We start from the raw sequence: 19,491 nt of genomic DNA on the forward strand, positions 1-19,491 counted from the left end.
GCCTAAGGTATAACAGGTATAACGACAGCAGTCCCCAGGAGGTCGCATGCCGCACGGACCGAACCCCTTCCGGCCGGGGTTCGGCGTGTCGCCCCGGGTGCTCGCCGGGCGCGCAGACCTGCTCGCGGAGTTCGAGATCGCCCTGGACGAAGGACCTGGATCGCCCCTGCGCTCGGTGCTGGTCAGCGGCGCCCGGGGCATGGGCAAGACGGTGATCCTCAACGAGCTGGAGGAGCTGGCGAGGGTGCGGGGCTGGCTGGTGGTCCGGCTCCCGGAGTCGACCGGACTGGTCGAGGAGCTGGAGGCGACGACCCTGCCCACCCTGCTGGCAGAGCACGACGGCACCCGCGTCGTCCGCCGGAGGGTCACGGGCGGTGGGGTCACCGGCCTGGGGTCGGTCTCGACGACCGCCGAGGAGCGCTACCCGGTGCACGAGTCGGCGGAGACCATGCTCGTCCGGCTGCTCGACGTGCTCGCCGAGCACCGGACCGGGGTGCTGTTCACGCTCGACGAGGTGCAGGCGGTCGACCGCGAGGCGCTCGCCGCCTTCGCGTCGATCTACCAGCACCTCCTGCGCGACGAGCGCGAGATCGCGTTCGCGGCCGCCGGCCTGCCCGTGGGCGTCGACCAGCTGCTGCAGCACCGCGGCACCACCTTCCTGCGCCGGGCCGAGCGCGTCCACCTCCCCGCGCTGACCCCCGCCGAGGTGACGGGCGCGGCCCGGCGCACGGTCGAGCAGGGCGGCGGCCGCATCGTCGACGACGCGCTCACCACCCTGGCCGACGTCGTCCACGGCTATCCCTACCTGCTCCAGCTCGCCGGCTACGGTGCCTGGCGGGCGGCGGACGGGCGCGAGGAGCTGAGCCGGGACGACGTCATCTCCACGGTCCCGGGCGTGGCCGAGCGGATGGGCCGGCTGATCCACGCCCCGGCCCTGCGGGACCTGCCGCAGTCGCAGCGCGACTACCTGGCGGCGATGGCGCAGGACGACGGACCCTCGTCCACGGGCGAGCTCGCGGCCCGGCTCGGCCTCAACGTCCAGCACCAGAACGTCTACCGCACCCGGCTCATCGAGCGGGAGCTCATCACGCCCGCCGGCCACGGGCTGGTCGACTTCTCCCTGCCCTACATGCGGGAGCACCTGCGTGCCCGCACCCGCTGAGGCGAGCGCCCGCGCCACCCCGCGCGACCCCGTACCTCCCGAGATCTGGATCCTCGTCGGGTCCGCGTTCGTCATCGCGGTCGGCTTCGGCCTGGTCTCGCCCGTGCTGCCGGCCTTCGCGAGGTCCTTCGACGTCGGGGTCGCGGCCGCCACCGTCGTCGTCTCGATCTTCGCGGCGTTCCGCCTGGTCTTCGCCCCGGTCGGGGGCGCCCTGGTGGAGCGGCTGGGGGAGCGACCGGTCTACCTGTCCGGTCTGCTGATCGTGGCCGTGTCCTCGCTGGCCACGGCGTTCGCGCAGTCCTACTGGCAGCTGCTCGCCTTCCGCGGCCTTGGCGGCATCGGCTCGACCATGTTCACCATCTCCTCGACCGCCCTGCTGGTCCGCCTCTCGCCGCCGGCGGCGAGAGGCCGCGTCGCGTCGCTGTTCGCGTCGTCCTTCCTCGTCGGGAGCATGCTCGGTCCGGTGCTGGGTGGTCTGCTCGCCGAGTGGGGCCTGCGCGCGCCGTTCGTCGTGTATGCCGTCGCGCTCCTTGTCGCCGCCACGGTCGTCGCCGTCGGGCTGGGTGGGGCGCGGCTGCGCCCGGTCCCCGCGGGGGACGCGGCGCGGCCGGTGCTGACGGTGGCCCAGGCCTGGGCCGACCCGGCGTTCCGGGCCCTGCTCGTCGCCGCCGTGGCGAACGGCTGGGTGAGCTTCGGCGCGCGCATCGCGGTGCTGCCGCTGCTCGCGGCAGCCGTGCTCGACCGGCCCTGGGTGGCCGGGGCCTCGCTCGCCGTCGGTGCCGTCGGGACGGCTGCCACCCTGCAGGTCTCGGGGCGGCTCGCCGACCGGGTCGGTCGCCGACCCCTCATCCTCACCGGGCTGGCCGTGATGGGCGTGTCGGTCGGGGTGATCGGGCTGGTCAGCCACCCGGCGGTCCCGCGCACCGCCGGGCTCGTCGCCCTCCTCGTGCTCTCGGCCGTCTCCGGCGTCGGCGCCGGCCTCGTCAGCCCGGCCACCCAGGCGGCCCTCGCCGACGTCGTCGGGCACGAGCGCAACGGCGGCAAGGTGCTGGCGGCCTTCCAGATGGCGCAGGACCTGGGGACGATCGTCGGCCCGGTGCTCATCGGCGTGGTCGCCGACCTCCTGGGCTTCGGAGTGGCGTTCGGGCTCTGCGGCGTCGTCTGCCTGGCGGCGTTCCTCGTGTGGTGGCGGGCGCCTGAGACGCTGGGCCGTCCAGCGGGTGGCTAGCGACCCGCGGTGGACTCACCCGACCTTCTGGAGCGGCTTGGTGGTCCAGAGGATGGTGTCGAAGTAGCTGCCCCGGAACTCGTCACGGGGGAAGCTCAGCAGCTCGCCCTCCAGCGTCCAGCCGACCTCGGCGTAGTGGAAGTCCAGGCACCGACCTCCGCTGTCCGCGCCGAGAAGAAGACGGTCGGGACGTCCCTCGCTGCGCCCGACCGAGCCGGTGCACCACACCTCGCCAGCATCTCCACGGGTGATGCTGTAGTCGGCGTCGCGCAGGTCCAGACGGTACGTGCCGTCCAGCAGCTCGGCCTGCGTCGTCAGCCGGTCGACGGACCTGTCGTCCAGCTCGCCGAAGGCCTCCTCGGCGTGGCTGAGGGCAGCCTCCCTGAGCTCGTCGGAGGCCCACGTGAGCGTGTACGACCCCCGGACCTCTTCGGGTACCACCGCCTCCGAGCCCTGGAGGGCGGCCCGGCTGGGGCACGGGTCGACGAGGTAGGACCGGCACTCGCTCTGCGTCAGACCGCGGGTGAGCGTGTCGCGAGCCAGCTCGAGCAGCCGATCGGAGTCCGTGGTGACCGTCGTCACGTCCCCCGTCGCGCTGAGCAGCACGAGGCTCTCGTCGTCGAGCCACTGCACGCCTTCGAGGCGTCCGAGGCCCGGGTCCGTCCGGTCGACGAGCGCCCGGGTGGCCAGGTCCCAGACGTTGACGTCTCCTTCGCTCGTGGCCAGCGCGACCCTGGTGCCGTCCGGCGAGATGTCCGCGGCCTGCACCGTACCCTCGGCGACGCCCGACCACATCCGTCGGACGACGAGCGCGTCGGGGTCGACGAGAAGCAGCGCGGGGTTCGCAGCGTTCTGGAAGAGCGGGTTCACGACGACGAGAGCCCCGTCCGCGGCATACCCGACCACACCGGCCCAGCTGGCGTTCTGCACCCCGAGCTCCTCTTCGACGACCGGCTCCCACGTGGCGGTGTCGACGGCGACGAGCTGACCGCTCCAGGTCGACAGGACGAGCCGGTCGGACCCGGGGGAGAACCGGGCGTCGTAGGCCGACGTCCACCGTTCCTGCTCGGCCGTGCCCGGCGTCGCCAGCGAGGCGACGAGGGCGCCGGTGGTCGCGTCCCAGACCGCGACACCCTCGCCCACCGTCGCGCTGGCGGCAGCGATCCACCGGCCGTCCGGTGACCAGCGCACCACCCAGGTGGAGAAGGTGAAGGGCGGGTCCCCCAGCCGCCCGCACGTCTGCAGGGCCGGGTCATCCTCGGCGATGCCCGTGAACGGGTCGGCGAGGGTGTGCTCGCAGAAGCCGTCGAGCGTGGTGACCACCGCGCCCGTGCCGAGGTCGCGCACACGCAGCGGCCCCACCACGGGCGTCCCTGCCTCTGAGCTGACGGCGCCGTCCCTGGACACGACGAGGCGACCGTCCGGCGAGACCTCCAGAGCCTCCCAGCTGACGCCCTCCCAGCTCCGGACCTGGTCTCCGGACCGCGTGAGCGTCTCCAGCCCACCCTGGGCCTCGCCCTGGCAGTCGCGAGCGACGACGACGAGATCGCCGGCGACCCTGAGCCGGTCCAAACCGGCGAGGCCCTGGCACGAGGAGACAGACCAGAGCTCACCAGGGGGAGACGTGTCCACGAGCACGGCACCGGTGGTGTCCGGGCGGGGGACGAGCACGACGTCGCCGGAGCTCGTGGGTGGACCGGAACCGGTCGCGGGCAGCCTGCGCAGCTGCTCGCCGGTACCTGCGTCCCACTCGAGCAGCATGTTGTCGAGGCCGGTCGTGAACACGGAGGAGTCGCCCGGGCCGAACCGGCCGTAGAAGGTCACCGCCTCGTGCCCGTTGAAGGTCGCCACCGGGGCGTGGTCGAGCATCGAGATCACGTGCCAGGCGTCCGTCTCCGTGTCTGCGGCGAGGAGACGCTCACCGGACGCGTCGAAGTCATACCCGAAGGCGTTCTCGAGGCGGCCGACCTCACGACCGGTGGACGTGTCCACGAGCACTCCCTCACGGGCGGAGAAGTCTGGTACGGCGGCCAACAGGCCGTCGTGGGAGAGGGCGTGGCTGAGCGTCAGGTTGAGGTTGAGTGCCTCCGTCTGGCTGACGAGGTGGGACTCCCCGGTGGTGTGGTCGACGACGAGGGTGCCCATGGCGCCGTCGTCCCACCGGCACTCCCGGAGCAGGCTGGCCTCCTCCTCGTCCGACACCAGACCGCCGCCCTCATGACCGCCCTGCTGACGGGCGCGCTCGTCCTGACCGCCTGCGGCGACAGGGATGCCTCCGCGCCGGCGGCCCCCTCGCCGCCCGCAGGCGTGACCGAGTCTGCGGTCCCGAAGGTCAACGAGCCGGCCGACCCCGACCCCGCGCAGGCCCCCCCGTCCCTTCCGGCGTCGCCGGTGGACCGGTTCACCCGGCACGTCGAGTGACCGAGACATGAGAGGAGGAACCACCCATGTACCAGCACCTGGACCTGCTGGCTGCGCAGAGCATGGCGCACGAGCGTGAGCGCGAGCTCCAGAAGGACCTGCGGCAGCGTCAGGCCGAGGCACTGCGCCCCCCGCCTGCCGCCGTTGCGTGGCACGACTGGCTGCACGACGCGCTCGCCCGCCTGCACGTCGGGCACGCACCTTCGCACTGAGCGGTCGCCGACGGGCCGTGAGCGTGAGCTCGCGGCCCGCCGCCGCGCCATATCCTGGCCGTGTGACCACCGCATCCCCCCACCCCGGCAGCGAGCACCTCCTCGTCCTTCCCGACCGTGACGCTGCCGAGCGGATCGCCGAGGACCTGCGCGACGAAGGGTTCGAGCAGGTCCGGGTGGTGCGCGAGGCGGCTGCGACCGAGGACGACGACGAGGCGCACGAGTGGGCGGTCCACGTCCTGGACACCCGCCTGCCGGACTCCTCCGGCGGAGGAGCGTACGAGGGGCTGCGGGAGCGGTTCACGGAGCTGGTGGCCGAGCACGACGGCTGGTACGACGAGCCGGGTGACCCGCGACCCCCCGCGCCCCGACCCCCCTCACCCTGACCGTCCGGCCGCCGAGGGCCACAATGGCGGTATGAGGCAGCTGGAGACCGAGCGCAAGTTCGAGATCGAGCAGGGGGCGCCCCTCCCCGGCCTCGCCGGGCTCGTGCAGGTGGGGGAGGCGCGCGAGCACCGGATGCGGGCGGCCTACGTCGACACCCCCGACCTGCTCCTCGTCCGGCACCGGATGACCCTGCGCCACCGGGAGGGTGGCGGCGACGAGGGCTGGCACCTCAAGCTCCCGCACGACGGCAGCACGCGCCTCGAGATCCACGCGCCGCTGGGCGAGGGCCCCGGCCGGCTCCGCGTCCCCGAGGGGCACCGTGCCGAGGTGGCCAGGGCGCTCGGCGACGCGTGGCCGACCGGGGCTGCGGCCGCGCTGCTCCCCGCAGCGGTGCTCTCGACGCACCGGGTCGAGGTCGACCTGCTCGACGACGGCGGCGTGGTCGTCGCCCAGCTGTGCGACGACACCGTGACAGCGCTCCCCGCGGGGCAGACCTGGCGGGAGCTCGAGGTCGAGCTGGTGGGCGGCGACGAGGACCTGCTCGACGCGATCACGGCGAGGCTCGAGGACCAGGGGATCCAGGTGTCGGACTCGCCCTCCAAGCTCTCCCGTGCGCTCGGGGACCGCCCGGACCGGGCCGCGCGCGGCGAGGGACCCACGCCCCAGGACCCGGCCGCCGACGTCCTCCACGCCTACCTGGCCGCCCAGCTCGCCACGATCCTGGGGCGGGAGGACGACGTGCGGAACGACGTCCCGGACGCCGTGCACAAGGTCCGGGTGGCGACCCGACGCCTGCGTAGCGCCCTCCGGACCTTCCGCAGGGTGCTCCGACGGGAGACGACCGACCCCCTGCGCGACGAGCTGCGCTGGCTGGGGGAGATGCTCGGTGGTCCCCGCGACGCCGAGGTGATGAGGGAGCGCATCCTCGCAGGCCTGGACGGACTTCCGGAGCGCGACGTCCGCGGCCCGGTCCGCGAGCGGGTCGCCACCGAGCTCGACCGACGTCACGACGAGGCCCACCGCGCCCTCGTGGCAGCCCTCGACTCGGACCGCCACCTCGAGCTGACCGACCGGCTGGTCGAGCTGCTGGCCGAGCCACCCTGGCGGGCGAGGGCGCGCAAGAAGGCGCGACGGGTCATGCCGGCGCTCGTCGCCGAGGCGAGCGCCCTCACCGACCGCGAGTGGGCCGCCGCCCAGACCGAGGAGGACGCCGAGCAGCGTCTGCACCTTCAGCACGAGACCCGCAAGAGGGCCAAGGCGGTGCGCTACGCCTGGGAGGCGCTGGCACCGGCCTTCGGCGACGACGCGGTGGCGGCGGCCGCCCGCTGGGAGCAGGTCACCGAGTCGCTCGGCGGGGTGCAGGACTCCGTGGTGGCGATCGGCTGGCTCCGCGAGCTGGCCGACCTCGCCCGGGCTGCCGGGGAGGAGACGTTCACCTACGGGGTGCTGGTCGGGCGGGCCGAGGAGCAGCGGGTCGGGCTGGTGTCGACGGCCGAGAGTGCCTTCTCCGAGGCCGGGGGGCTCACGACCAGGTGAACGGCAGATGACCGGAAGGGGAGTTCCGTACCCGCAACGGTCACCCGGCGGCCAGATCGCCGCCACCATCCGTTCATGACGGGGCCCTTTCATGGACGTGCTGGTACCGCCAGCGGCGGAGGTGACCCTCCGCGACCCGGTACGAAAGGAAACCCCGTGTCCCTTCGGCACAAGAACCTGGCCCACGCCTCCGCCGTGGCCGCCGCTGTCCTGGCGCTCACCGCGTGTGGCAACGGCGAGGACAGCGCGACCGACGAGACCACCCCCGCCGCCGGCACCGAGGAGGCCTCGGGCGACTCGGCGGGCGGTGCCCTGTCCGGCGACATCGCCATCGACGGCTCCTCCACCGTGACGCCCCTGACCGAGCCCGCGGCCGAGCTGTTCATGGCCGAGAACCCCGACGTGCGGATCGCGGTCGGCACCTCCGGCACCGGTGGCGGCTTCGAGAAGTTCTGCGCCGGCGAGACCGACATCTCGATGGCCTCCCGCGAGATCAAGGACGAGGAGATCGCCGCCTGCGAGGAGGCCGGCATCACCTACGAGGAGCTCGGCGTCGCCAACGACGGGCTCGCCGTCGTGGTGAACCCCGCGAACGACTGGGCGACCTGCCTGACCGTCGACGAGCTCAACGCGGCCTGGAAGGACGGCTCGACCGTCCAGTCCTGGTCCGACATCAACCCCGAGTTCCCGGACGAGGCCATCGAGCTCTACGGCCCCGGCACCGACTCCGGCACGTTCGACTACTTCACCGAGGCCATCAACGGTGAGGAGGGCAACATCCGCCAGGACTACAACGACATCGGCGAGGACGACAACGCCGCGATCACGGGTGTCTCCGGCGGCACGGGCGCGATAGCCTTCATCCCGCTGTCGTACGTCACCGAGGCGGGCGACCAGGTCAAGGCCATCGAGGTCGAGAACGAGGCCGGCGAGTGCGTCGCGCCCTCCGAGGAGACCGTGCAGTCGGGCGACTACAACCCGCTGGGCCGCGAGCTGTTCATCTACCCCAAGGGTGAGTCCATCTCGGGCAAGCCCGAGGTGAAGGCCTTCGCCGAGTTCTACGTGAACAACTCCGAGGCCATCGCCGAGGCCGCCGGCTTCATCCCCCTCACCGCGGAGCAGAAGCAGGAGGCGCTCGACCAGATCGCCTCGCTCGGCGGTCGCTGACGATCCAGATCCATCCCTGCACCAGGACCGAGGAGGTCGCGCGATGAGCATCGTCGCCCGAGCGCAGGATCCGCGCACCCAGGATCCCCGCGACGCCGTGTCGCTCAGCGCCAGCTCCAGCCGGCGCGGCGAGAAGGCCATCGTCGGGTGGCTCTTCCTCTGCGCAGCCTTCTCGGTCCTGGTCACGGTGGGGATCGTGCTGTCCCTGGTTCCCCCGACCATCGAGTTCTTCAACCGGGTCCTGCCCTCCGACTTCTTCTCCACCGACTTCTGGGCGCCCACCAACTCCGGCAACCCGGGCTTCGGCGTCCTGCGCCTGATCGTCGGCACGCTCAACGTGACCATCTGGGCGCTGCTCATCGCGATCCCTGCCGGTCTGGGCGCCGCGATCTACCTGAGCGAGTACTCCGGCACCCGGATGCGCAGGATCCTCAAGCCGGTGCTGGAGGTCCTGGAGGGCGTGCCCACCGTGGCCTACGGCTTCTTCGCCCTGACCTTCGTGACCCCGCTGCTGCGGGAGTGGTGGCCCACGTTCCTGCCCGGCAAGCTGGGGGAGCCCCCGGGCATCTTCTCGGCCGCCTCGGCCGGGGTCGTGATGGGTGTGATGATCATCCCGACGGTGGCCTCCATCTCCCAGGACGCGATGTCCGCGGTTCCCTCAGCCCTGCGCCAGGCTGCCTACGGCCTGGGCAGCACGAGGATGCAGACCGCCACCAGGGTCATCGTGCCGGCCGCCCTGTCGGGCATCGTCGCCAGCTTCGTGCTCGGCATCTCGCGCGCGATCGGCGAGACGATGATCGTGCTGCTGGCCGCCGGGGCTGCGGCCAACCTGACGCTGTGGCCCAACGACTCGGTGCTGACGATGACCACCTTCATCGCGCGCACCTCCACCGGAGACATCGGGACCGGCACGACGACCTACTACACCATCTTCGCGGTCGGCTCGGTCCTGTTCGCCATCACGTTCGTGATGAACATGATCAGCATCGCCCTGGTCCGCCGCTTCCGGGAGACGTACGAATGAACAGCGCAACCCGCACCGGCGTCGCCGCGGCGCGTCGTACGACCGAGCTCAACCTCGACGCGGCTGCGCGGGGAGGAAAGTGGAAGGAGGGCGTGTTCCACGCCCTGCTGATCCTCTGTCTCGTCATCGCGATCGTCACCCTGCTCGCCGTCATCATCCAGGCCGGCCTGCGCGGGCTGCCCCGCCTGGACACCAACCTCATCACGCAGATGCCCTCGACGCTGGACCGCCAGACCTCGGGCATGCAGTCCGCGATCTTCGGGACCATCTACGTCATGGTCGGCCTCATCGTCACCGTGGTGCCGATCGGCGTCTCGGCGGCGATCTTCATGGAGGAGTTCGCCGACCACACCAAGTGGTGGGTGCGCTTCATCGATCTCAACATCCAGAACCTCGCCGCCGTGCCCTCGATCGTCTTCGGCATCCTGGGCCTGGCGTTCATCGTGCGCGGACCACTGAACCTGGGCACCGTCGCCTACGCGGGCTCCCTGACCCTGGCGCTGCTGGTGCTGCCGACGGTCATCCTCGCCTCCCGCGAGGCCATCCGGGCCGTGCCGAGCACCCTGCGGCAGGGGTCGATGGGCCTGGGCGCCACCAAGTGGCAGACGATCTGGCACCAGGTGATGCCGTCCGCCGTGCCCGGCATCATCACCGGCACCATCCTCGCGCTGTCCCGGGCGATCGGCGAGACCGCACCCCTCCTGCTGGTCGGCGCGACCGTGTTCGTCACCTACAACCCGGACGGATTCTTCACCGGTGCCTACACCGTGCTGCCCGTCCAGATCTTCCAGTGGGCGGTCCGTCCCCAGGAGGAGTTCCGCATCCTGGCCGCCGCCGGTATCATCTTGCTGCTCGGCGTGCTGCTGGCGATGAACTCCGTCGCCATCTGGATCCGCAACAGGTACACCCGTGAGTCGTAGCGCCTCGGCCGCCCCGCCTGCTGCCCCGCCCCCCACCCAGGAGTTCATCGTGAGCGACCACCACGCCGAGATGCGGCGCACGACGGCCATCCCGCGGCACGAGATCCCGGACAGCCCGATCCCCGTGATGCAGACCGCCGGACTCAACGTCTTCTACGGCGACTTCCACGCCGTCCACGACGTCGACCTCGCCTTCGGCAAGCACGAGATCACCGCGCTCATCGGCCCCTCCGGCTGCGGCAAGTCGACCGTGCTCCGCTGCCTGAACCGGATGAACGACCTCGTGCCCAGCGCCCGCGTCGAGGGCAAGGTGCTCTACCACGACCAGGACGTCTACGGACCCAAGGTCGACCCCATCGAGGTCCGCCGCCACATCGGCATGGTGTTCCAGAAGGCCAACCCGTTCCCGAAGTCGATCTACGACAACATCGCCTACGGTCCCCGGGTCACCGGCATGAAGGTCGACAGCATGGACGACCACGTCGAGCAGTGCCTGCGCAAGGCAGCGCTGTGGGACGAGGTCAAGGACAAGCTCAAGGACTCCGGGTACAGCCTCTCCGGCGGCCAGCAGCAGCGGCTGTGCATCGCCAGGGCCATCGCCACCGAGCCCGACGTCATCCTCATGGACGAGCCGTGCTCGGCCCTGGACCCCATCGCGACCGCCGCTATCGAGGAGCTCATGCTCAACCTGCGGGAGGACTACACGATCATCATCGTGACGCACAACATGCAGCAGGCCGCCCGCGTCTCGGACCGCACCGCCTTCTTCACCGCCAGGCCGGACGAGACGACCGGCAACCGCACCGGTCTGCTCGTCGAGTACGGCAAGACCTCGCAGATCTTCGAGAACCCCTCCGACCAGCGCACCGAGGACTACATCACCGGTCGCTTCGGCTGAGGTCGCCCGGTCAGGACGCTTCGATGACCCGGTGGAACTCCGCCAGGACGTCGGCCCCGAACAGGACGAACCGTACCTCCTCGATGCCCGGGACCGCGGGGCCGTGCGCCCGGACGGTGGTCACCGCGACGTGGGCGACCTGCGCCGCGTCCCACCCGTAGACCCCTGCGCTGATCGCCGGGAAGGCGACCGTGCGCGCCCCCAGGGCGTGCGCCACGTCCAGGCTGCGCGAGAAGCACGAGGCCAGCAGGGCCGGGTCGGTCTGGCCCGCGTGCCGGTTGGGCCCGACGGTGTGGACGACCCAGCGCGCCGGGAGTGCGCCTGCGCCGGTCGCCACGGCCTCCCCGACCGGCAGCCCGCCGGGCCAGTCGTCGGCACGCACGCGCCGGCACTGCGCCAGGAGCTCCGGTCCGGCGGCCCGGTGGATCGCCCCGTCGACCCCGCCCCCGCCCAGCAGGCTGGGGTTCGCGGCGTTGACGATCGCGTCGACGCGCTCGGTCGTGATGTCGCCCAGGTGGCAGCTGATCTGCATACCCCCAGGGTGGCACCTCACCCGGCGCGGGGAGGCGGACCCACGACCCGGGCGAGGACCGACCTGCGGCACAATCGCCGCAGCGCCTGCGACGGGTCGGCGCAGCGACGAGGAGGTATGCCGTGACGCTCGCCTTCGTCGTCGCGCTGCTCGCCGGGCTGTCGACGGTCGTCGGGGGGTGGCTCGGCACCCGCTCCGGGCTGCTGCGGCGTGACGTGCTCGCCGCCTCGCTGGCCTTCGCCGCCGGTCTCATGATCGCGATCTCCGTGATCGAGATCGCGCCCGCCGCGCTGCGCGCCATGGGAGACGTCCTCGGTCAGGACGCCGCACGGGCGTGGGTGGGCGGCGCGCTCCTCCTCGGGGCGTTGACGGTGCTCGCCATCGACAAGGTCATCCCGCACGACCTGAACCCGGCCGAGATCGAGGGCGGCGAGCAGCTGGAGCGGATCAGCATGGGGGAGAAGGACGCCCAGCTGCTGCGCAGCGGGGTCCTGCTGGCCGCGGTGGTCGCCCTGCACAACCTTCCGGAGGGTCTGGCGACGTTCGTGGCCACCCTCGAGCAGCCGAAGGGCGGGATCACCCTGGCCGTCGCCATCGCCATCCACAACGTGCCCGAGGGAGTGGCGGTCGCGGCTCCCATCTACGCGGCGACGCGCAGCCGCACGCACGCCATGGTCTGGGCCACGGTGTCGGGTCTGGCCGAGCCGTTCGGGGCCGTCGTCGGCTACCTGGTGCTGCGGGCGCTGCTGCCGGAGGAGTGGCTGGTGCTCTCGCTGGCGCTGGTCGCGGGGATGATGCTCGCCGTCAGCTTCATGGAGCTCCTGCCTGCAGCCCGGCGCTACCAGACGCACTACTCCCAGTCCCTCGTCGGCTTCTTCCTGGGGGCGGTGGTCATGGTGCTGAGCCTGCAGCTGCTCTCCGCGCCGATCGTCTGACCCGCAGGGGCTGGGACAGAGTTGAGCGGAATACACTCAACTTTGCACCGGTTGTCACCCACAGACCCAGTCCCGCACGAGTGTGAGGTAGGAAGCCATGGACCTGTCCCTGACCACCAAGGCCCAGGAGGCCCTGTCCACCGCCGTGCGCGACGCCGCCGCGGCCGGGCACGCCCAGGTCGAGCCCGCCCACCTGCTCCGGGCCCTGGCCCAGCAGGGAGAGACCACCACCGCCCCGCTGCTGGAGTCCACCGGCTCGTCCGCCGCCCTGGCGGCCCAGGCCGCGGACGACGTCCTGCGCAGACTTCCTACCGCGTCCGGCACGACGATGGGCAACCCCGGTCTGTCCCGCGCGATGCACGGGGTGGTCAAGGACGCGCAGGAGGCGATGTCCGGGATGGGCGACGACTTCGTCTCCACCGACCACCTCCTGCTGGGGATCGCGCGCACGGGCCAGTTCGCGGTGCTGGACGCGGCTGCGGTGCAGGAACGCATCCCGACCCTTCGCGGTGGCAAGAAGGTCGACTCCGCCGACCCCGAGGCGACCTTCGACGCCCTCGCCAAGTACGGCACCGACCTGACCGCGATGGCCCGCGAGGGCAAGCTGGACCCCGTCATCGGCCGCGACGCGGAGATCCGCCGCGTGGTGCAGGTGCTCTCCCGTCGCACGAAGAACAACCCTGTCCTGATCGGGGAGCCGGGCGTCGGCAAGACGGCCGTCGTCGAGGGCCTGGCCCAGCGCATCGTCGCCGGCGACGTGCCCGAGTCGCTGCGCAACAAGATGCTCATCTCCCTCGACCTCAGCGCGATGGTCGCCGGGGCGAAGTACCGGGGCGAGTTCGAGGAGCGGCTCAAGGCCGTCCTCGGCGAGATCAGGGCCAGCGAGGGTCGCGTCGTCACCTTTCTCGACGAGCTGCACACGGTCGTCGGCGCCGGGGCCTCCGGCGACTCCTCCATGGACGCCGGCAACATGCTCAAGCCGCTCCTGGCCCGTGGTGAGCTGCGGATGGTCGGGGCCACGACGCTCGACGAGTACCGCGAGAACATCGAGAAGGACCCTGCCCTGGAGCGACGCTTCCAACAGGTGTTCGTCGGTGAGCCCAGCGTCGAGGACACGATCGCGATCCTGCGCGGGCTCAAGGAGCGGTACGAGGCGCACCACAAGGTCGCCATCTCCGACTCCGCCCTGGTCGCCGCCGCCTCGCTCAGCGACCGCTACATCTCCGGCCGGCAGCTGCCCGACAAGGCGATCGACCTCGTCGACGAGTCCGCGAGCCGGCTGCGGATGGAGATCGACTCCTCGCCCGTGGAGATCGACGAGCTCCAGCGCCAGGTGGACCGCCTCACGATGGAGGAGATGCACCTGCAGAAGGCGGCCGAGGAGAACGACGACGCCGGCTCGGTCGAGCGGCTGCACCGCCTGCGCGCCGACCTGGCCGACAAGAGGGAGCAGCTGGCTGCCCTGAACGGCCGGTGGGAGGCGGAGAAGTCGGGCCTCAACCGCGTCGGTGAGCTCAAGGCCCGGCTCGACGAGCTGCGCACCCAGAGCGACCGGCTGCAGCGCGAGGGCGACTACGCCGCCGCCTCCCGCCTGCTCTACGGCGACATCCCCGCCGCCGAGGCCGAGCTGGTCGCCGCGCAGGAGGAGGAGGCCCGGGGGTCCGCCTCCACCGAGCCCCCGATGGTCAAGGACGAGGTGGGGGCGGACGACATCGCCGACGTCATCTCGGCGTGGACCGGCATCCCCGCCGGTCGTCTGCTGGAGGGGGAGTCCGAGAAGCTGCTCCGGATGGAGGACGTGATCGGTCGCCGGCTCATCGGGCAGCGCGGTGCGGTCCGTGCCGTCTCCGACGCGGTCCGACGCGCCCGCGCCGGCATCTCCGACCCCGACCGGCCGACCGGGTCCTTCCTCTTCCTCGGTCCCACCGGAGTCGGCAAGACCGAGCTGGCCAAGGCGCTGGCCGACTTCCTCTTCGACGACGAGCGGGCGATGGTCCGGATCGACATGTCGGAGTACTCCGAGCGTCACGCGGTGGCACGGCTCGTCGGTTCCCCGCCCGGCTACATCGGCTACGAGGAGGGCGGCCAGCTGACCGAGGCGGTGCGCCGTCGGCCCTACTCGGTCGTGCTGCTGGACGAGGTGGAGAAGGCGCACCCCGAGACCTTCGACATCCTTCTCCAGGTTCTCGACGACGGCCGCCTGACCGACGGCCAGGGCCGCACGGTGGACTTCCGCAACGTGATCCTGGTGATGACCTCGAACCTGGGCAGCCACTTCCTCGTCGACCCGGCCACGGACGCCGGCACCAAGCGCGAGCAGGTCATGGCCGCCGTCCGGGCGTCGTTCAAGCCGGAGTTCCTCAACCGCCTCGACGAGGTGGTCGTCTTCGACGCGCTGAGCCGCGAGGAGCTGGCCACCATCGTGGGCCTGCAGGTGGAGCAGCTGTCCAAGCGTCTGGCGGACCGGCGGATCACTCTGGCCGTCACCGACGAGGCCGCGGCGTGGCTGGCCCAGCGCGGCTACGACCCGGCCTACGGGGCGCGCCCTCTGCGCCGTCTCGTGCAGACCGAGATCGGCGACCGGCTCGCCCGGCTGCTGCTCGCCGGCGAGCTCCGCGACGGGGAGCAGGTCACCGTGGACGTCGGGCCGGACGGAGAGTCGCTCGACCTTCGGTGAGCGCCGACGTCTCGTCCACCGTGCCCGGGTGGGTCGTCCCGTGCCGCCGCGCGCCCGCGCTGCATACTGGCCCCATGACCCGCACGCACCGGTCCCTGCTCGCGCTGGCGGGCCTCACCCTCGTGCTCGGCGCGTGCAGCGGCGACGAGCCGGAGGACGAGGCGCCCACCACCATCACCCCCCCGCCCCCGACGGCCGAGGACCGCCTGGAGCAGGCGCACGACGTCCTCGCCGAGGCCGGGTCGGTCCACCTCAGCCTGGTCGGCGCGGACCTGCCCGAGGACGAGAACAGCTACATCATCAGCGCCGAGGGCGACGGGACGATGGTGCCGCCCGCCTTCACCGGGACGATCACCGCGCGGCTTTCCGGCATCCAGGCCGACGTGCCCACGGTCGCCCTCGACGACGAGCTGTGGGTCAAGCTGCCCTACGTGCCGGCGCACGTGCGGACCGACCCGGCCGACCTGGGCGTCCCCGACCCGGCGGCGCTCCTCGACCCCGAGACCGGCCTGGTGGGGCTGCTGCAGGAGATCCAGACGCCGGAGTTCGGCGAGCGGGCACGGGTGGGTGCCGAGGCCGTGCAGGAGGTCGTCGGCACGCTGCCCGGGCAGGTCGTCACCGACCTGCTGTACGCCGGTGACGCCAGCTCCGACTTCGACGTCGTCTTCGGGCTCGTCGAGGACACCTGGCAGGTGCGCACCGTGGAGATCACCGGCCTCTTCTACCCGCCCGCGACCTCGACCTACACCGTCACCATGGACGCCTACGGCGAGCCGGTCACGGTGACGAAGCCCTGAGGTGACCGGCAGGCCCCGGTCGCTGCTGACCGTCGCCGCCCTGGCCGTCGCGCTGGCCGCGGCCGACACCTACGTCGTCGTGCTGGCGCTGACCGACATGATGGCCGGCGTCGGCGTCGGCATCGAGGCGCTGCAGCGGGGGACGCCGATCATCTCGGGGTTCCTGCTGGGGTACATCGCGGTCCTCCCGCTGATCGGCCGGCTGAGCGACCTCGTCGACCGGCGCCAGATCCTGCTGTGGTGCCTCGTGGTCTTCATCGTCGGGTCGGCGGTCACCGCCGCCGCGGTCGAGCTGCCGGTGATGGTCGGGGGGCGGTTCCTCCAGGGACTCGGGGGCGGGGGACTGGTCCCCGCGACCCTCGCGCTCGTCGCCGACCTCTGGCCCCCGGGACGGCGGGGTATGCCGCTCGGCGTCGTGGGCGCGGTCCAGGAGCTCGGCTCGGTACTGGGTCCCCTGCTCGGCGCCCTGGTCCTCGCCGTCGCGGGGTGGCGCGAGATCTTCTGGCTCAACGTCGCGCTCGGCGCGGTGTGCCTGCTGGGCATCGCCCTCCTGCGGCCGGTCCCGGAGCCGTCTCCCCCCGACCGGACGCAGGGGGAAGGGGCGTCCGTCTCCGACCGCCGGCGCGGCAGGACGCTCCTGGCGTCCCTCCTGGCGGCGCTCGCCGCCGTCGCCTGGACCCTCACCCTGTGGGCGCCCGAGGTGCTGACGACGTCCATCGAGCTGGGTGGGCCGTTCGTCCCCTTCGGCGTCGAGGAGGGCTCCACCTCGCGCGTGGCGACCCCGGTCGGGGCCGCCGCGGCGGCGACGACCCTGTTGCTCGCCGCCGTGACCGCCCGTCGCTGGCTCCCGCTCCTGCTGCGCGCCGACCTGCTCGGCGCGGTCTTCGTCGCGGTCGCCCTCGGCTCGTTGGTCCTCACCTTCTCCACCGCCGACCCCGAGGTCGAGGTGCTCGGTCCGTGGGGACTGTGGCTCCTGCCGCTCGGCGCCGCCAGCGTCGTCGCCTTCCTCGTGCGGCAGCGGACGGCCCGCCACCCGTTGGTCCCCCAGGGAGTCGTGCGGGGCCGCGTCTGGCCCGCCCTCCTCGTCAGCCTCCTCGTCGGCGCCGCCATCGTGGCCGTCGTCGTCGACGTCCCGCTGCTCTCCCGGCTCACCCAGGGGACCGACGAGACAGACGCCGCCCTCGTCCTCGTCCGCTTCCTGGTCGCGGTCCCGGTGGGGGCGGTGCTCGGCGGGTGGCTGCTGCGCCACGTCGGCCCCGCCGTCGTCGCCGCCCCCGGCCTGGCGCTGGCCGCCGTGGGCATCCTCGCGATGGCCCGCTGGGAGCGCTCCTCCCTCGACGACGTGACGACCACCACCCTCGCCCTGGCTGCTGCCGGGCTCGGCGTCGGCCTCGCCATCGCGCCCGTCAACGACGCCGCCCTCGCCGACGCCCGGGACGACGGCCACGGCACGGTCAGCTCCCTCGTCGTCGTCGCCCGGATGGTCGGGATGGTCGTGGGCCTGGCGCTCCTCACCTCCTGGGGGCTGCGACGCTTCCACCAGGAGGTCGGCGGCCTCGTCGACCCGACCGACACCGACGCCCTCCTCGCCGCGGCGGTCGTCCAGGTGCAGACCGTGCTGACCGGCGCCGGTGTGGCGGCGGCGCTCGCCGCGGTCGTGGCACTGGCCCTGGGTGTGCGCCGCGTGCACCACCCGGGCGCGCACGCCATACCCGCCGGGGTCGTGGCAGGATCGGCCCATGACCCAGACGCTGCACCTGGTCGGTGAGCCGGAGGCCGACCGCATCCTCAGCGAGGACCCGTTCGCGCTGCTCACCGGCATGCTGCTGGACCAGCAGATCCCGATGGAGGTCGCCTTCGACGGGCCCCGGAAGATCGTCGAGCGGCTCGGCAGCATCGACCCGGGCGTGATCGCCGCCACCGACCCCGAGGAGTTCGTCGCCCTCTGCGCGACCCCGCCCGCCGTCCACCGCTTCCCCCGCTCGATGGGTCAGCGGGTGCACGAGCTCGCAGCGGCGGTGGTGCGCGACCACGGCGGCGACACCGCGGCGATCTGGACGGCCGGCGAGCCCGACGGGCGCGAGATCCTGCGCCGGCTCAAGGCTCTGCCCGGCTACGGCGACCAGAAGGCACGGATCTTCCTGGCCCTGCTCGGCAAGCAGCGCGGGCTCGAGGCACCGGGGTGGCGAGAGGCCGCGGGCGACTACGGCAGGGACGGCGTCCACATGTCGATCGCCGACGTCACCGACGCCGACTCCCTCGGCGCGGTCCGTGCCTGGAAGAAGGAGAAGAAGGCCGCAGCCCGGGCCGCCAAGGAGTGACCGGACCACCCCCCGCCGCCGCCCCCACCGGCGGCGTCTGGTCCGTGCCCGGCATGGTGGCGCTGGCGGTCCTCGCGCTGACCGGCTTCTCCGGGTATGCCGTGCTCCTCCCCTCCGCGCCGCTGTGGGTGGTCGAGGGCGGGTCCGACCCCGGTGGGGCGGGGCTCGTCAACTTCGTCCTGCTCGGATCGACCGTCGCGACCCAGTTCGCCGTCCCGGCCCTGATCCGACGGGTCGGCTGGGCCGCGGCGCTCTCCCTCGGGCTGGTGCTGCTCGGCGCCCCCTCGCTGGCGTTCGGTCTGTCCTCCGACCTCGGCCCGGTCCTTGCCCTCTCCGCGGTGCGGGGGAGCGGCTTCGGGATCCTTACCGTGGCCGCCAGCGCGGCCGCCGTCCTGCTCGTGGAGCCGGGCCGGCGGGGTGCCGCCGTCGGTGCCTACTCCCTGGCCCTCTCGCTGCCCAACGTCGTGCTCATGCCGGTCGGGGGCTGGGTGGCGGCACAGTGGGGGTTCTGGCCCGTGTTCGTGATCGGCGCGCTTCCGCTGCTCGGGGTGCCCGCTGCACACGCCCTGGGACGCCACCTGCCGGACCGGGCGACCGCCGACCCGGTGCCCCACCCGGTCGCCGCCGCGACCACCGCCAGGACCGGCGTCGCGGGACAGGACCAGGCCGTTCCCGGCCTCCTCCGTGCCGTCCTGCCAGCGACCGTCGTCCTGCTCGCGGTCACGCTCGCCGGAGGGGCCGTCATCACCTTCGCCCCCCAGGTCGTGGACGCCGGCTGGCTCTCCGCTGCAGGCCTGCTGGCGCTCGGGCTGAGCTCGACGGTCGTGCGGTGGCGGGTCGGAGGCCTGGCCGACCGGGTCGGCCCCGCCCGGCTCGTCTGGCCGTTCGTGCTGGTCGCGACGGTCGGCGTGGGGTGGATCGCCTGGCTCGTGCGGGAGCCGCTCACCCCTGCTGCCGTCGTCCCGTGGGTGCTGGCCTGCGCCGTCACCGGCGTCGCCTACGGCGGGCTGCAGAACCTGACGATGCTGCGTGCCTTCGAGGCGGCGGGGCCGGGGCGGGTCGGCGCCGCCAGCGCGGTGTGGAACGCCGGCTTCGACGCGGGGACCGCCGTCGGGGCGCTGCTCGTCGGGTGGATCGCCACCGGCGCCGGCTTCGGCCCGGGGTTCGCGGTGGCCGCGGTGCTGTGCCTGCTCACGCTGCCCGTCGCCCTGCGCGACCGCCGCTGAACCGCCCCCGGACAGCAGGAAGCCCCTGCACCGTCCGGTGCAGGGGCC

General features: G+C 72.6%; 18 protein-coding genes. 16 read left to right on the forward strand and 2 right to left on the reverse strand.

From position 1 onward, the window contains the following. The first annotated feature begins 46 nt into the window (after window positions 1-46). On the forward strand, window positions 47-1,162 hold the full coding sequence (locus ACI3ET_RS10300) for an ATP-binding protein (protein WP_405032950.1): 1,116 nt from the start codon (window positions 47-49) through the stop codon (window positions 1,160-1,162). After that, window positions 1,146-2,390 carry an MFS transporter gene (locus ACI3ET_RS10305; protein ID WP_405032951.1) on the forward strand — a complete coding sequence of 415 codons (1,245 nt, stop codon included), beginning with the start codon at window positions 1,146-1,148 and terminating at the stop codon, window positions 2,388-2,390. The genes ACI3ET_RS10300 and ACI3ET_RS10305 overlap by 17 nt, the downstream gene beginning before the upstream one ends. A 15-nt stretch (window positions 2,391-2,405) precedes the next feature. Here the strand turns inward: ACI3ET_RS10305 and ACI3ET_RS10310 are convergent, their stop codons facing one another. Then, the gene (locus ACI3ET_RS10310) at window positions 2,406-4,592 is read right to left on the reverse strand and encodes a hypothetical protein (protein ID WP_405032952.1); all 2,187 of its coding nucleotides are present in this window, start codon (window positions 4,590-4,592) and stop codon (window positions 2,406-2,408) included. 15 nt (window positions 4,593-4,607) lie between these two features. On the opposite strand from ACI3ET_RS10310, the gene ACI3ET_RS10315 reads away from it, so the two are divergent. From ACI3ET_RS10315 to pstB, 8 genes are all read left to right on the forward strand, one after another. After that, window positions 4,608-4,811, forward strand: a complete 204-nt coding sequence (locus ACI3ET_RS10315) for a hypothetical protein (protein ID WP_405032953.1) — start codon at window positions 4,608-4,610, stop codon at window positions 4,809-4,811. Between the two features lie 26 nt (window positions 4,812-4,837). Next, the gene (locus tag ACI3ET_RS10320; protein WP_405032954.1) at window positions 4,838-5,023 is read left to right on the forward strand and encodes a hypothetical protein; all 186 of its coding nucleotides are present in this window, start codon (window positions 4,838-4,840) and stop codon (window positions 5,021-5,023) included. Window positions 5,024-5,085: 62 nt separating this feature from the next. After that, on the forward strand, window positions 5,086-5,409 hold the full coding sequence (locus ACI3ET_RS10325) for a ribonuclease E inhibitor RraB (RefSeq protein ID WP_405032955.1): 324 nt from the start codon (window positions 5,086-5,088) through the stop codon (window positions 5,407-5,409). Between the two features lie 31 nt (window positions 5,410-5,440). Continuing rightward, window positions 5,441-6,946, forward strand: coding sequence for a CYTH and CHAD domain-containing protein (locus tag ACI3ET_RS10330; protein ID WP_405032956.1), 1,506 nt, complete (start codon window positions 5,441-5,443; stop codon window positions 6,944-6,946). 156 nt (window positions 6,947-7,102) lie between these two features. Beyond that, window positions 7,103-8,113 carry a PstS family phosphate ABC transporter substrate-binding protein gene (locus tag ACI3ET_RS10335; RefSeq protein ID WP_405032957.1) on the forward strand — a complete coding sequence of 337 codons (1,011 nt, stop codon included), beginning with the start codon at window positions 7,103-7,105 and terminating at the stop codon, window positions 8,111-8,113. 43 nt (window positions 8,114-8,156) lie between these two features. Beyond that, window positions 8,157-9,137, forward strand: coding sequence for a phosphate ABC transporter permease subunit PstC (pstC, locus tag ACI3ET_RS10340; protein ID WP_405032958.1), 981 nt, complete (start codon window positions 8,157-8,159; stop codon window positions 9,135-9,137). Continuing rightward, window positions 9,134-10,057: a phosphate ABC transporter permease PstA gene (gene pstA / locus ACI3ET_RS10345; RefSeq protein WP_405032959.1), complete on the forward strand. Its 924-nt coding sequence runs from the start codon at window positions 9,134-9,136 to the stop codon at window positions 10,055-10,057. Before pstC ends, pstA begins: the two co-directional genes overlap by 4 nt. Window positions 10,058-10,184: 127 nt before the next feature. Then, complete coding sequence (pstB, locus tag ACI3ET_RS10350) at window positions 10,185-10,955, forward strand: phosphate ABC transporter ATP-binding protein PstB (RefSeq protein ID WP_405033029.1); 771 nt, start codon at window positions 10,185-10,187, stop codon at window positions 10,953-10,955. A gap of 10 nt (window positions 10,956-10,965) precedes the next feature. Here pstB and ACI3ET_RS10355 read toward each other — a convergent pair whose 3' ends face one another. Continuing rightward, complete coding sequence (locus ACI3ET_RS10355) at window positions 10,966-11,487, reverse strand: O-acetyl-ADP-ribose deacetylase (protein WP_405032960.1); 522 nt, start codon at window positions 11,485-11,487, stop codon at window positions 10,966-10,968. Between the two features lie 122 nt (window positions 11,488-11,609). On the opposite strand from ACI3ET_RS10355, the gene zupT reads away from it, so the two are divergent. The 6 genes from zupT (at window position 11,610) to ACI3ET_RS10385 (ending at window position 19,443) form a co-directional block, all read left to right on the forward strand. Further along, window positions 11,610-12,422: a zinc transporter ZupT gene (zupT, locus tag ACI3ET_RS10360; protein WP_405032961.1), complete on the forward strand. Its 813-nt coding sequence runs from the start codon at window positions 11,610-11,612 to the stop codon at window positions 12,420-12,422. A 97-nt stretch (window positions 12,423-12,519) separates the two neighbouring features. Further along, a complete protein-coding gene (locus ACI3ET_RS10365) occupies window positions 12,520-15,099 on the forward strand; it encodes an ATP-dependent Clp protease ATP-binding subunit (RefSeq protein ID WP_405032962.1) in 2,580 nt (859 codons plus the stop codon). A gap of 74 nt (window positions 15,100-15,173) precedes the next feature. Next, window positions 15,174-15,896, forward strand: coding sequence for an LppX_LprAFG lipoprotein (locus ACI3ET_RS10370; protein WP_405032963.1), 723 nt, complete (start codon window positions 15,174-15,176; stop codon window positions 15,894-15,896). A gap of 1 nt (window position 15,897) precedes the next feature. Beyond that, entirely contained in the window at window positions 15,898-17,664 is a 1,767-nt protein-coding gene (locus tag ACI3ET_RS10375) for an MFS transporter (protein WP_405032964.1), read from the forward strand. After that, on the forward strand, window positions 17,636-18,217 hold the full coding sequence (locus tag ACI3ET_RS10380; RefSeq protein WP_405032965.1) for an HhH-GPD-type base excision DNA repair protein: 582 nt from the start codon (window positions 17,636-17,638) through the stop codon (window positions 18,215-18,217). Before ACI3ET_RS10375 ends, ACI3ET_RS10380 begins: the two co-directional genes overlap by 29 nt. Beyond that, window positions 18,214-19,443, forward strand: coding sequence for an MFS transporter (locus tag ACI3ET_RS10385; protein WP_405032966.1), 1,230 nt, complete (start codon window positions 18,214-18,216; stop codon window positions 19,441-19,443). Before ACI3ET_RS10380 ends, ACI3ET_RS10385 begins: the two co-directional genes overlap by 4 nt. Window positions 19,444-19,491: the final 48 nt, after the last annotated feature.

Source organism: Ornithinimicrobium jinqii (assembly GCF_045032595.1).
In the GTDB taxonomy this organism is placed as follows: domain Bacteria; phylum Actinomycetota; class Actinomycetes; order Actinomycetales; family Dermatophilaceae; genus Ornithinicoccus.